The organism is Clostridium novyi NT (assembly GCF_000014125.1).
GTDB classification, from domain to species: domain Bacteria; phylum Bacillota; class Clostridia; order Clostridiales; family Clostridiaceae; genus Clostridium_H; species Clostridium_H novyi.
On the sequence record NC_008593.1, the window covers coordinates 1,729,730 to 1,742,707 of the forward strand.

Here is a 12,978-nt window from a genome sequence, read left to right on the forward strand (position 1 = left end):
TATATACTTTTCATTATTACCATGTATATGTTTTTCATAACAATTGCATTTTATCCAGTTATTTGATTTTTATTTTGATATATTGAATTTTTTTTGATATACTATTTGTATAAATATTAGGAGGTACACAATGCGTAAATTATTAACTTTTATATGGATTTTTATCATAACATTCTCTGTTATTGTATATGACACTAAGGCTATAGATACTCCTCCTACTGTATCGGCAGATGGCGTAGTATTAATGGATAAAAATACAGGACAGATTTTATACTCTAAAAACTTAGATAGTCCGTATCCACCGGCATCTACCACAAAAATAATGACAGCCCTTTTAGCTCTAGAAAAATGTAACCTAGATGATGTTGTTACTATTGGCAAAAATGCTACAGATATAGATGGAAGCAAAATATACATATTTGAAGGAGAAAAGTTAACTATAAGAGATTTATTATATTCTCTACTTCTTCAATCAGCAAACGATTGTGCAGTAGCTTTAGCAGAACATATATCTGGTTCTACACAAGAATTTGTAAAACTTATGAATACTAGAGCTAAGGAACTTGGATGCAAAAACACTAACTTTGTAAATCCACATGGTTTGTATGATGATAAACATAGAACATCAGCAAGAGATCTTGCTCTAATTTTAAGAGAACTTAGTAAACATGAAGATTTCAAAAAAATAGCCACAACTCAAGTTTATGTTATAAATCCAACTAACAAAGAACCTAACAAACGTTTCATAGGAAATAAAGATAAACTAGTTTTAAAAAGATCAAAATGCTATTATGAAGGTTGCGAGGGAGGCAAAACAGGATATACTATTCAATCCAAACATTCATTTGTTGCAACAGCTACTAGAGACAATAAAAGTCTTATAGCAGTTCTTCTTCATGATGCAAAACATACTTATTGGGACGATGTAATCAACTTATTTAATTTTGGATTTAGTAATTATACTAGAGAAAAATTATATAGCAAAAATCAATGTTTATATAATTATAAAATTAATGATAATTCAAGTATTCCAGTTTTAGCTACAGAAGATTTTTATTATTTAAGAAAAAATGGCGATAAAGATGTTCCAGAACTTAAAGTAAATAACGCTCCTTTAAATAATAAATTTTTTAAAAAAGGAGATATTATTTTAACAGGAAATATAGTATATAAAAATCAAAATTTAGGTAAAGTTAATTTAGCTAGTGGAGCAGATCATTCATCAAAAAAATTATATTTAAATAAATTAAACTTAAATAATCTTAAATATAATAAGTATTTAATAATAGGTACTCCAATAGGCATATTAATTCTATTAGTTTTAATATTTGGCTTAAAGAAATCTAAAAGGAATAGAATATAATATATATAATAAAAAAAGTCAGACTTATAGCCTGACTTTTATTTTTTAAGTTTACTTATTAAATTTTTCATATCATCTGGCAAATCACTTTCAAGCTTTAATATTCTCCCATCTTTCGGATGAGGAATTTGAAGCTTATATGCATGAAGCGCCTGTCTATCTATATATTCATGTTCTTCTTTTCCATATAATGAATCACCATAAATAGGATGCCCTATACTACTTAAATGCACCCTAATTTGATGAGTTCTTCCAGTTTCAAGAGTTAGTTCAACTAAATCAGCATCTTCATAACTTTCTACAACCTTAAATCTAGTTACGCTTCTTTGTCCTCTTTCATCTATGACTCTTCTTAAAGTACCTTCTCCAACTCTATATATAGGCTTATTAATAACTCCACTTTTTTCTTTTAAATTTCCATGAACAATAGCTAAATAACTTTTTACGAAGTCATCCTTTTGCATATCACGAGATAAAGCCATGTGACTATAGGCATTTTTAGCTATTAACACTAGTCCTGAAGTATCCATATCAAGCCTATTTACCAAACGCACTATACTATTTTCATTTTTTTCTTTAAAATAATATAAAACTCCATTTGATAAAGTACCATTTTGATGTCTTTTAGTGGGATGAACTACTATTCCCTTAGGCTTATTTATAACTACAATATCTTTATCTTCATAAATTACGTCTAAATGCATTTTTTCTGGCACAATATCTTGATTTTCTTCTCTATTTATTTGAAGTTCTATTACATCATCATTTTTTAACATATATGATAATCTTACATTTTCATTATTTACTTTTATTCTCCCCTCCCTTGCGGCTTTTCTTATGAATCTACTTGAACAATTAGCATGATTCTTTAAATAATGATTAAGTCTAATTTCTTCTTCATCAATTTGTACTTTTATCTTTAAAATATTATTCTTTTCTTCCATTACTACCTCGTTTCTTACAGACTTTTATATAATTAGTTTTTATATTCTTGGTCTTCTCCTAATATAACAACTACATCTGCATTACTGTTACTATTTGAACTTTTTTCAATTGATTTTATATCAAAGTCACTTTTTATCTGCTTCATCTGTTTACTAGTTACTTCACTTGAAACTATTACTTTACTCTTTTTAACACTATTTGTATTTCCAGTAGATATGTTTTTATATCCTTTATCTTCAATGTATCTTTTATAATTAGATGCAAGCCCTTGTTTTTTTGTACCATTTAATACTTCAATTTTAAAACTACCAATATCCCTGTTTTTAAATTGTCCTTTAACACTACTTACACTTTGTAATTTATCTATTATATCTTTGTTCTTATTTTTATTATAAACAAAGAATGAAGCTTTTCCTATGTATTTAGTACTTCCATTTAATGTTTGAGTTTTTATATTATCTGCTGTTGATAGTGCATACCCATATTTCAAAATTTCATTTGATGACATATTGGTTTCCACATATTTAGGTAACTTAGTTAATATACTTGGAATTCTAAATATTATAAATGGACTTTTCATCTTTTCAACTACTTTAGATATAAATATGTGTTGATTATCTATTCTACCTAAGTCACCTGATGCTAAACCACTACCATCATTATTTTTTCTCCATCTAAAAAACTCTTCAGCTTTTTTTCCATCTAAGTGTACTTTTTCTCCTTTTTTAAAGTGAATATGTAGATTTTGCCCTTCATCATCATAATCCATATTATTTTGTATATCTACATCTACACCACCAATGGAATCTATAATTTCTCTAAATCCTTCATAATTTATCTTTCCATAGTAATCGATTCCCACATCTAAAAGATTTTCAACTGCATCTATAGCACCTCTAACTCCACCTACAGCATGTGCAGCATTTATCTTTGCATTTCTTCCCCTTAACTTTATAAGAGTATCTCTTGGTATAGAAATTGCATCTGCTTCTTTTTTATTTTTATCGTAATGAATTAGTATCATAGTATCTGTTCTTTTATGATCATTTTTATCATTACTTCCTGGAGTTCCAATATCAACTCCCATAACTAATATATTTATAGCAGATTTATTGTCCGTATTTCTTGATGCTATTTTTGAATTGTTGTTTAACTCCCCAACAGCTTGATAAAAGTATACTATACTTATTATAAGTATTCCTAGAAGTATAGTTACTGCTGTTATTAATAATTTTTTTAACCCTATTTTTCTTTTCATATTAATCCCCTACTTATTATATAACATATAGTTTCTTGCTTCTATAGTGTCCTTATGTAAAAGCTGATTTCCATCTATTACATACTTTATAGTATTATCAAAAGATAGTATAAGAGCTTTATCTAAATTTTCATTAAAAGCAATATTTCTTAAATTATCAACTCCAGGAAAATCTCTTGAAGGTTCAATATAGTCTGCTATGTATATTATCTTTTCAAGAACACTCATATTAACTCTTCCTGTTGTATGATAAGCTATAGCACTTAATATATCCTCATCTTCAACACCCATAATTTCTTTTGCTACATAAGAACCAACTTTTCCGTGCAATATTGCAGGCATATTTTTTTCTACCTCATCTACCTTATTTCCATGATTCTCATAACTATCTATCATTTTTTTATCTGGTACATACTTTGCACAATCATGTATAAGGCCAGCTATTCTTGCTTTATCAACATCTTCACCATAAATTTCAGCTAATTTTACTGCTGTATCTCTTACACCTATACTATGATTAAATCTTTTAGGTTTTAAATTAGTTTTAAGATATTCTACCATCTTATCCTCTGACCACATGTAAAATCCTCCTTATTTATATAAATTCATTTTATTTACCATGCATCTTGCTTTTTCTGGAACTAAGTAACTTATATTTTCCCTATTTTTTATTTTATTTCTAATTGTAGTTGATGATATATCTATAACTGGTATATCAAGAAATATAATTTTTTTATTAAATTTCTTTTCTATTCTTTCCTTTTGCTTTAGCATATCTTCCATACTATATCCGCTTCTTCTAAATACTACAAAGTTACATAAGCTTAAAACTTCATTAATATTCTTCCACGAATCTAATTGCATTAAACAATCTGCACCAGTTATAAAATACCACTCAGTATCTTTATGCTTTTCATTAAAATGCTTTAATGTTTTATATGTATAACTTAAACCTTGATTTTTTAATTCATAGTCACTTACTTCAAATTTTTCTTCATTTTGTATTACGTCTTTTACTAGTTTATATCTAATATTTGCATCAGTTATAACTTTATCTGTTTTATGTGGTGGATTTCCAGAAGGAATAAATATAACTCTATCTAGGTTTAACTTATATAAAGCTTCATAAGCTATATGTAGATGCCCATTATGAATAGGGTCAAATGTTCCTCCAAAAATACCTTTTTTCTTCATAAAACACCAATCCTTTATAGTAAAATTTTAATGCTATACCAAAAAGTATAACACAAAAATTAAAAAATTAAAGATAAAAGGAAGGTGAAATCACCTTCCTTTTATCTTGGTAGTTCTATTTTAGGTTTATTTTTTGATCTTTTATATAGAACAAGCTTATTTCCTATAGCTTGAACTCCTTCACATTCTATCTCTGCACAAATTTCATCTGAAGCCTCTCTAGCTGTGAAAAAGCTATTGTTTAAAACTTTAATTTTTATAAGTTCTCTTGCTTCTAATGCGTCTTCTACTTGTTTTATAAAAGCATCATCTATTCCGTTCTTTCCAACTTGAAAAATAGGTTGCATTTTATTTGCCATTGCTCTTAAAAAACTTCTTTGCTTACTGCTTATCATACTTTTCCTCCTAAATTATAATAAAAAGTCAAATTCAAAATCATTAAGTCTTACAGTATCTTCATCTTGAATTCCCATTTCTTTAAGTTCATCTAGAATTCCCTTATTTCTTAATACTTTATGGAAATATCTTAATGAATCTGGATCATTTACATTTACACTCTTAAGAAGTCTATCTACAAAGCTTCCTTCTACAACATAAACACCATCTTCAACTCTTATAGTGTATGTAAATCTCTTTTCTTCTGGCATGAATCTTTCTTCTTCTGGTATTTCCATTTCTGTTATTGGTATCATGCTTAATTGTCTTGTTACTTCTTTAATTAAATCATCTACTCCATCTCTTGTAGCAGCAGAAATCTTAAATACCTTATCAAATCCTAATTTATTAACTTCTTTTTTAAATGTTTCAAAAACTTCTTCATCATATAACATATCAATCTTATTTGCAACAACTATTTGAGGTCTATCCCATAGTTTTACGCTGTAATTTTTTAATTCTTCATTTATCTTTTTGAAATCTTCTATAGGATTTCTTCCTTCAACTCCTGAAATATCTACCACATGAACTAAAAGTCTAGTTCTTTCAATATGTCTTAAAAAGTCAAGTCCAAGACCTACTCCTTCAGATGCTCCTTCTATTATACCTGGTATATCAGCCATTACAAAAGCGTTTGCACCTTCTATTTTTACAACTCCAAGGTTTGGTTTTAATGTTGTAAAATGATAGTTTGCTATCTTCGGTTTCGCTTTACTTACCATTGATAATAAAGTTGATTTACCTACATTAGGGAAACCTATAAGACCTACATCTGCTAAAAGTTTAATTTCTAGATTTATCATTCTCTCTTCGCCTGGCATTCCTGGTTCAGCAAAATTAGGCGCTTGTCTTGTAGGTGTTGCAAAGTGGTAATTTCCTTTTCCACCTTTTCCACCTCTAGCTACTATATAAGAGTCTCCTTCTTTTGCAAGGTCAACCATAGTTTTTCCAGTTTCAACATCTTTAACAACTGTTCCTATTGGAACTTTTATATATAAATCTTCACCTTTTTTACCAAAGCATTTAGAATTTCCACCATCTTCACCGTTATCAGCCACATATTTCCTTCTATATGTAAAATCTAATAAAGTAGTAAGGTTTCTATCTGCAACTAGTATTACACTTCCACCATTTCCACCATCTCCGCCATTAGGACCACCCATAGCTACATATTTTTCTCTTCTAAACGAAATACATCCATTACCGCCATTACCTGATTTAACTAAAATTTTCGCTGTATCTATAAACATATAATCACCTTACCTTTGTTTATTTAATATATCATAAAAAAGTTAATCTATAGGCAAGATTATTACCATAGACATACTTGTGTATACTTATATCACTTATATTTGAGTCTTTTTCTTCCCAGTCATCCATCCACTCAAGTTCATTGACGAGAGACTCTCCATTTGCAATCATCATGCTCTGTCCTAACTCATCTTCAAAAATGTATATATAAACAAATTTTAATTTGTTATTTTCAATATCATTAATTATATTATTTATTAATTCTTCTTTTTTATTATAGTGATTTTTAAAATTTTCTTTATAGAACTTGTCGATTTCCACATCTAAATCAACTTCTATTTCTTTTTGCTTTAATTCATTTATAATTTTTTCCATGTAAAACCCAAAATACTGATCTCCTAATGCATATAAACTACTTATATTTTTATTTTCACCAATAATCTTGTTTATATATCTTATTGCTTCTTTTGTATTATCTAATTGTAGATATCCATATATAATTTGGACGCAATTCATAAAGTCATGTCTTTCTTTTCTAAATGCATTTATAAACTTTTCAATATCCTCCATAATAATCCCCCATCAAAGAAAAGCATTTTAAAAAAGCACCCTATTGGGTGCCTTGAACTATTCAGCTACATTTTCTATTTCTACAGGATAAACGCTAGCTTGTTTTTTACTTCTGCCAACTCTTTCGTATTTTACTATTCCGTCTACTTTAGCATAAAGTGTATCGTCTCCACCTCTACCAACGTTAACACCTGGGTGGATTTTTGTACCTCTTTGTCTTACTAAGATATTTCCTGCAAGAACAAATTGTCCATCTCCACATTTAGTTCCAAGTCTTTTAGATTCAGAATCTCTTCCGTTTTTAGAACTACCTACTCCTTTTTTATGAGCAAATAATTGAAGGTTCATTAATAACATAAATTACACCTCCTCTTCCCTTACATTTATATAATCTCTATATCCTTGTTCCATGCTTCTAAGCCCAAGTAGCATTGTATGTAGTAAAACCTGACATGATTTTATATCTTCCATGGTTTTCTCTTCTATACTTAAACTTAAAAATCCGTCTACTATGCGATATTCAGCATGGATATTTAAAACTTCTAGAATGCCAATAAGAGTGGTTTGTGATATTGCAGATACAGCACTACATACTATATCTTTGTTATATTCATCAAACCCTGCATGACCTTCTATTTTAAAAGAAACGATGTTCTCATTCTTCTTCTTAAAAATAGCCTCAATCATAATTAAGCTTCAATTCTTTCGATTTGTAACTTAGTGTAAGGTTGTCTGTGACCATTTTTCTTTCTAGAGTCTTTCTTTGGTTTATACTTAAATACAACAACTTTTTTAGCTTTTCCTTGTTTAAGTACTTTAGCAACAACCTTTGCTCCTTCAACTACAGGAGCTCCAACTACTAGCTTACCGTCTTTATTTACAGCAAGAACTTCAGTTAATTCAACGTTTGAATCCACTTCAGCGTTTAGCTTTTCAACGAATAAAACGTCTCCTTCTTGAACTCTGTATTGTTTTCCACCTGTTTGAACTACAGCGTACATTAATAACACCTCCTTATAAGAGTCTCGCCACCGTCGGTACTCAAATTACTTTGAGATTTCTCACCTTATGCGTGCGGTTTACAAATGCCATTTTATCACACACCATATTATTTGTAAAGACAATTTTTATCCATATATTTTGATATTTTCAAGTTTTTTTATTTGACTTGCAAATAGTAATGGTTCAACTTTAAAATATTCTAAATTGCTTATGAAATTTACATATATGCTTTTATGCATACCCTCTATTTCTTCTATAAACTTAATAATATCCCCAAGAATATCTTTCTTATATATCTCATCTATTTCTATATATATATCTTTTATATTATAGCCTTCATCTATTTTTGTAATCTCATCTTTTATTAACTTATTTAAGTATTCTAGCTTTATTCTCTTTGATTTTCCATGACACATTGAACAATCTTCTTCTATGTATTCTGATATGGCTTTCCCCCTTCTTTTTCTAGCTATTTGCACTAAATTAAGTTGGGTAAATGGATAAATCACTGTTTTCTTCTTATCTTCTTTAAATTCTTCTTTTAAAATATGCATTATCTTTTTCTTGTATTCATAGTTATGAATGTCTATAAAATCTATAATTATAATTCCACTTAAATTTCTCATCATTATTTGTCTTGCAATTTCCTGTGCCGCTTCTAAATTAGTTACTAAAGCTGTCTTATCTATTGATGTTTGTTTTGTATTTTTCCCCGAATTAACATCTATAACATACATTGCTTCTGTTCTGTCTATAACTATATTTCCGCCACTTGGCAAAACTATTTTATTATTTCTAAGAGATAGTATCTCTTTTTCAATATTATAATGACTAAATAAACTTTGCTTTCCACTGTATACTTCTATTTCTAACTCTAGATCTGATTTATCTTCTACAAATTCCTTAATATACTCAGCATCATCTTCATTATTTACAATTACTTTTTTAGTATTAAAAGTTAATATATCATTTAGTATCCTTCCAAGTGTACCTCCGCCATTATATAAAAGCTTTGGTTTTAATGAATATGTACCTTCTTGTACTATTTTTTTATAATTATCATATAGCTTTTCTAATTCTTTATTTATATCTTCAATAGTTGCATCTAAAGCATTGGTTCTAATCATTATACCTATATCATCTGGTTTATTTATATTGTCTATTATATATGATTTAAAGTTATCATTATCTTCTATTTTTTTTGAAAAACCTATTTTTTTATTATGAGTTACTATAACTACATATCTTCCTGGAACACTTATAGAACTTGTTACTTTAGGCCCTTTTTCCCCTAGTGATTCCTTCATAATTTCAACTAAAACTTCATCACCATTTTTTACATCATCATTTTTAAATTTATGATTAAGATACATGTATGCGTTTTTATCGTATCCAATATCTATAAAAGCACATTTAATAGCTGGTACTATATTTTTAACCACACCTTTGTATATTTCTCCTGGAGATGGCTCTAACTTTTCCTCTTCTATGAAACATTCTTTTAATATGTCATCTTCTCTTAATACAATTCTTAAAATACCCTCTTCTCGTTCTATATAAATTGTTTCCAAAATTCCACCTCTTTTTAATACTTGTTATAAAATTTCATAATCCTTATCTTTCAGTCTATATCCATCTTTAAACATCTTATGTATTATACTCATTAGAGCTTGTGCATCAAATATAGCATAATGCCTATTTATTATAGGTATATTTAAATAATTTAATGCCTTGTCTAATGATGCATTTTGACCTATACCGTAAAACTCTTTAAATTCTAGGGATAAATCTAAATAATCTTCCTTTAAAAAAGGAAGATTAATACCATATTTATTGCATACCGTTTTTAAAATATCATATTCTGCCTTTCCCCAGGAAATCCAAAGTGTTTCTTTGGGTGTGTATAATTGTTGCAGTTCTAAAAAAACCTTATTGATTTCTTCTCCATTTTTTATATCATCATAAGAAAATCTTCCACCATAAATACTTTTACTTTTATCTTTACTATTCAAAAAATATCTAGGCTTTATAACTTTACTATACTTTTGAGTTAAGCTTTCACTTTTAAATATAACTCCAACTTCTATTATTTCTTGAAAATACTTTTTAGCTTTATTTTCAACAATTTTGGTAGTTATAAATTCAAAGTCTATAGCTAACAGATTGTATGGAATAAAAATAAATTCCTCATCTTCTACCAAATAAAAGCTCATTTATATTCTCCTAAGATATAATATTTATAGTATTAATTATACCCTATTTACAATCAAAGTAAAACTGCACATAAAAATATTCTTGCCAAGTTTTACTTTGCAAGAATATTTTTCATATCTATACTTATATTTTATATTAAATTATTGTCCTAAATATTCTAAAAGAGTTACTAACTTTTCTTGTTCATATGAATATAATTCTTGTCTTTCAATATAAACAAAGGCTTCTTTATCTATTCCGTCAACATGTTCTTTTATATAATCAGACATTATTTGTGCTGAAAGATTATCTACACTTCCACAGGATACTAAAGTATTTATATATAGCTTATTTTCTTTTATCTCAAAATCAATATTTTTAATTAAAGCTCTTATATTTACTTCTTTTTCTCCCTTTTTAGTCTTTTTCATTATCTTCCACTCATCTAATGATAATAGACTTTTTAATCCCTCTTCAACTATATCTTGATCTACACACTTTAGCACAATTTTATAATCTGCTGCTTTTACTGCTGCCATAGATGGAGGTGTCTTTTTTTCTCCTAATTTTTCTTTAGCCTTCTTAACATCTAAAATTTCAATACCTATTGGAGTATTATTGTTTAGTGTATCTTTTATTACTTTTTCATCTACTTGTTCCTTAAATTCAACATCCATATATTCTCCCTTAGATGCAACCCCTACTGATAAAGGTTGTGCTATAGATAAGATTATATGAGGATTAAATCCTTTTGAATACTCAACAGGTAACTCTGATCTTCTAAGAATTCTTTGTATAGTTCTCATTAAGTCTAAGTGAGCAACATATTTTATTTCATCACCTTTAGTGTACTTTATTAAATATCGCGTTTTCAAAACATGTTCCCTCCTTAAAACTTTCATTTGTGTTTATACCACAGTTTTTACATCCTTGTCTACAATCAGGAGTAAGCTCTGCTTTTTTTGCTTTTTCGTTTTCTCTAATTAAAAACTCTTTTGATACTCCAACATCTATAAAATCCCAAGGTAATACTTCATCATAACTTCTTTCACGATAAGCATAGAATTCTCCGTCTACATTACATTCATCTAATGCTTCCATCCAAGTTTCAAAGTTAAAGTATTCTCCCCAACCATCAAATTTAGCACCTTTTTCAAAAGCTCTTATTATAACATCACAAACTTTTCTATCTCCTCTTGCAAGTATAGCTTCCATATAGCTTACTGGAGATTCGTGCCAGTTGTATTGAATTCTCTTGCTCTTAACAGAATTTCTTATAAGTCTAATTTTTTCCTTAACAACTTCCATTCTATCTTGTGGAGCCCATTGGAATGGAGTAAATGGTTTTGGTACAAAAATAGATGTACTTAAAGTAACTTTAAGTCCCTTTTGTCTTTCTTCTTTAGGTATTTTATAGTATTCTTCTACAACTTTTTCTCCAAGTTCTGCAATTCCAATTACATCTTCATCTCTCTCATAAGAAAGTCCTATCATGAAGTATAACTTAATAGTTGACCATCCTGATTTAAATGCATTAGATACAGAATCCATTAAGTCTTGTTCATTAACACCTTTATTTATTATGTCTCTCATTCTTTGGCTACCAGCTTCTGGTGCAAAAGTAAGTCCTGTTTTTCTTACCTTTTGAATTTCTTTTATTAAATCCACACAGAATGCATCTATTCTTATAGATGGAAGTGATACTCCAACTTTTTTATCTTTGTATTTTTCGATTAATTCATTTATAAGTCCTTGTATATCAGAATAATCGCAAATACTTAGTGATACTAATGATACTTCTTCATATCCAGTAGCTTTTAAAAGCTCATCTACTTGTTCCATTATCTTTTCTTTAGTCTTTTCTCTAACCGGTCTATAAATCATTCCTGCTTGACAGAATCTACATCCTCTTGTACATCCTCTGAAAGTTTCTATTGTAACTCTATCATGAACTATTTCTCCATAAGGAACTATAAGCTTATTTGGAAATTCTACTTCGTTAAAGTTATTTATGATAGCTTTAGTAACTTTAGCTGGTACATCATCATATTTTGGCTTAAATTCTTTTATAGTTCCATCTTCATTATAAGTTACATCATAAAGACTAGGCACATAAATTCCTCTTATAGTTACAGCTTTTCTTAAAAATTCTTTCTTGCTTAATCCTTTATCTTTACACTCTTTGTATAAATCTAAAACTTCATCTAACTGAACTTCCCCTTCTCCTAAAGCAAAAAAGTCTGCAACAGCATATAAAGGTTCTGGATTATAAGCACATGGTCCTCCGCAGAAAACTATTGGATCATCCTCTGTTCTATCCTCTGCCCTTATAGGAATGTTTGCCATACTTAACATATTTAATATATTTGTATAACTCATTTCATACTGAAGAGTAAATGCTACTAAATCAAATACTTTTAAAGAATCTTTAGTTTCTAGCGTATACATTGGAATATTGTTTTTTCTCATTTGCTCTTCCATGTCTGGCCATGGTGCAAAAGCTCTTTCACAAAACGTATCTTCCCTTTGATTCATAGTGTAATAAAGTATCTTTGTACCTAAATGTGACATTCCAACTTCATATACATCTGGAAAACAAAAGGCAACTCTTATATCAACTTTATTTTTATCTTTTGAAAAGGAATTTAACTCTCCCCCTGTATATCTAATAGGTTTTTCAACCCTACACAATATATCATCTGAAATTTTGTTCATTAAATTTCCTCCTACGTTGAACATGTATTTTATCAATACATTTTATCACAAA

Annotated in this window: 15 protein-coding genes; 1 reads left to right on the forward strand and 14 read right to left on the reverse strand. The window is 28.4% G+C overall.

Annotation, left to right across the window (positions count from 1 at the left end; translation table 11 throughout):
* Positions 1-130 precede the first annotated feature (130 nt).
* Entirely contained in the window at positions 131-1,363 is a 1,233-nt protein-coding gene (locus NT01CX_RS08050) for a D-alanyl-D-alanine carboxypeptidase family protein (protein WP_011722571.1), read from the forward strand.
* A gap of 38 nt (positions 1,364-1,401) precedes the next feature.
* On the opposite strand, the gene NT01CX_RS08055 is transcribed toward NT01CX_RS08050, so the two are convergent.
* The 14 genes from NT01CX_RS08055 to NT01CX_RS08120 all read right to left on the reverse strand — a co-directional run bounded on the left by NT01CX_RS08055 (position 1,402) and on the right by NT01CX_RS08120 (position 12,926).
* A complete protein-coding gene (locus tag NT01CX_RS08055; protein ID WP_011722572.1) occupies positions 1,402-2,307 on the reverse strand; it encodes an RluA family pseudouridine synthase in 906 nt (301 codons plus the stop codon).
* A gap of 32 nt (positions 2,308-2,339) precedes the next feature.
* Complete coding sequence (locus NT01CX_RS08060) at positions 2,340-3,566, reverse strand: LCP family protein (protein WP_011722573.1); 1,227 nt, start codon at positions 3,564-3,566, stop codon at positions 2,340-2,342.
* A gap of 9 nt (positions 3,567-3,575) precedes the next feature.
* A complete protein-coding gene (gene yqeK / locus NT01CX_RS08065) occupies positions 3,576-4,145 on the reverse strand; it encodes a bis(5'-nucleosyl)-tetraphosphatase (symmetrical) YqeK (protein ID WP_011722574.1) in 570 nt (189 codons plus the stop codon).
* A 12-nt stretch (positions 4,146-4,157) separates the two neighbouring features.
* Positions 4,158-4,760 carry a nicotinate-nucleotide adenylyltransferase gene (gene nadD, locus NT01CX_RS08070; RefSeq protein WP_011722575.1) on the reverse strand — a complete coding sequence of 201 codons (603 nt, stop codon included), beginning with the start codon at positions 4,758-4,760 and terminating at the stop codon, positions 4,158-4,160.
* A gap of 101 nt (positions 4,761-4,861) precedes the next feature.
* Complete coding sequence (gene yhbY / locus NT01CX_RS08075) at positions 4,862-5,155, reverse strand: ribosome assembly RNA-binding protein YhbY (RefSeq protein ID WP_011722576.1); 294 nt, start codon at positions 5,153-5,155, stop codon at positions 4,862-4,864.
* A 15-nt stretch (positions 5,156-5,170) separates the two neighbouring features.
* Positions 5,171-6,445, reverse strand: coding sequence for a GTPase ObgE (obgE, locus tag NT01CX_RS08080; RefSeq protein ID WP_011722577.1), 1,275 nt, complete (start codon positions 6,443-6,445; stop codon positions 5,171-5,173).
* A gap of 31 nt (positions 6,446-6,476) precedes the next feature.
* Positions 6,477-7,016 carry a Spo0B domain-containing protein gene (locus tag NT01CX_RS08085; protein ID WP_011722578.1) on the reverse strand — a complete coding sequence of 180 codons (540 nt, stop codon included), beginning with the start codon at positions 7,014-7,016 and terminating at the stop codon, positions 6,477-6,479.
* A 57-nt stretch (positions 7,017-7,073) separates the two neighbouring features.
* Complete coding sequence (gene rpmA, locus NT01CX_RS08090; protein ID WP_003365336.1) at positions 7,074-7,373, reverse strand: 50S ribosomal protein L27; 300 nt, start codon at positions 7,371-7,373, stop codon at positions 7,074-7,076.
* Positions 7,374-7,376: 3 nt separating this feature from the next.
* Positions 7,377-7,703: a ribosomal-processing cysteine protease Prp gene (locus NT01CX_RS08095; protein ID WP_011722579.1), complete on the reverse strand. Its 327-nt coding sequence runs from the start codon at positions 7,701-7,703 to the stop codon at positions 7,377-7,379.
* 2 nt (positions 7,704-7,705) lie between these two features.
* On the reverse strand, positions 7,706-8,017 hold the full coding sequence (rplU, locus tag NT01CX_RS08100) for a 50S ribosomal protein L21 (protein ID WP_011722580.1): 312 nt from the start codon (positions 8,015-8,017) through the stop codon (positions 7,706-7,708).
* Positions 8,018-8,143: 126 nt separating this feature from the next.
* Complete coding sequence (locus NT01CX_RS08105; RefSeq protein ID WP_011722581.1) at positions 8,144-9,589, reverse strand: Rne/Rng family ribonuclease; 1,446 nt, start codon at positions 9,587-9,589, stop codon at positions 8,144-8,146.
* Between the two features lie 24 nt (positions 9,590-9,613).
* A complete protein-coding gene (locus NT01CX_RS08110; RefSeq protein ID WP_011722582.1) occupies positions 9,614-10,231 on the reverse strand; it encodes a 3'-5' exonuclease in 618 nt (205 codons plus the stop codon).
* A gap of 141 nt (positions 10,232-10,372) precedes the next feature.
* Positions 10,373-11,086: a TIGR03936 family radical SAM-associated protein gene (locus NT01CX_RS08115; protein WP_039241875.1), complete on the reverse strand. Its 714-nt coding sequence runs from the start codon at positions 11,084-11,086 to the stop codon at positions 10,373-10,375.
* Positions 11,055-12,926 carry a TIGR03960 family B12-binding radical SAM protein gene (locus NT01CX_RS08120; protein WP_011722584.1) on the reverse strand — a complete coding sequence of 624 codons (1,872 nt, stop codon included), beginning with the start codon at positions 12,924-12,926 and terminating at the stop codon, positions 11,055-11,057. The genes NT01CX_RS08115 and NT01CX_RS08120 overlap by 32 nt, the downstream gene beginning before the upstream one ends.
* Positions 12,927-12,978 lie beyond the last annotated feature (52 nt).

What these genes read in the sequence shown, in the direction of transcription:
- nadD (WP_011722575.1), bottom strand. Translation starts at nt 4,760, where the DNA reads ATGAAGAAAAAAGGTATTTTTGGAGGAACATTTGACCCTATTCATAAT.
- NT01CX_RS08095 (WP_011722579.1), bottom strand. Translation starts at nt 7,703, where the DNA reads ATGATTGAGGCTATTTTTAAGAAGAAGAATGAGAACATCGTTTCTTTT.
- obgE (WP_011722577.1), bottom strand. Translation starts at nt 6,445, where the DNA reads ATGTTTATAGATACAGCGAAAATTTTAGTTAAATCAGGTAATGGCGGT.
- NT01CX_RS08050 (WP_011722571.1), top strand. Translation starts at nt 131, where the DNA reads ATGCGTAAATTATTAACTTTTATATGGATTTTTATCATAACATTCTCT.
- NT01CX_RS08085 (WP_011722578.1), bottom strand. Translation starts at nt 7,016, where the DNA reads ATGGAGGATATTGAAAAGTTTATAAATGCATTTAGAAAAGAAAGACAT.
- rplU (WP_011722580.1), bottom strand. Translation starts at nt 8,017, where the DNA reads ATGTACGCTGTAGTTCAAACAGGTGGAAAACAATACAGAGTTCAAGAA.
- yhbY (WP_011722576.1), bottom strand. Translation starts at nt 5,155, where the DNA reads ATGATAAGCAGTAAGCAAAGAAGTTTTTTAAGAGCAATGGCAAATAAA.
- NT01CX_RS08120 (WP_011722584.1), bottom strand. Translation starts at nt 12,926, where the DNA reads ATGAACAAAATTTCAGATGATATATTGTGTAGGGTTGAAAAACCTATT.
- rpmA (WP_003365336.1), bottom strand. Translation starts at nt 7,373, where the DNA reads ATGTTATTAATGAACCTTCAATTATTTGCTCATAAAAAAGGAGTAGGT.
- NT01CX_RS08060 (WP_011722573.1), bottom strand. Translation starts at nt 3,566, where the DNA reads ATGAAAAGAAAAATAGGGTTAAAAAAATTATTAATAACAGCAGTAACT.
- yqeK (WP_011722574.1), bottom strand. Translation starts at nt 4,145, where the DNA reads ATGTGGTCAGAGGATAAGATGGTAGAATATCTTAAAACTAATTTAAAA.
- NT01CX_RS08055 (WP_011722572.1), bottom strand. Translation starts at nt 2,307, where the DNA reads ATGGAAGAAAAGAATAATATTTTAAAGATAAAAGTACAAATTGATGAA.
- NT01CX_RS08110 (WP_011722582.1), bottom strand. Translation starts at nt 10,231, where the DNA reads ATGAGCTTTTATTTGGTAGAAGATGAGGAATTTATTTTTATTCCATAC.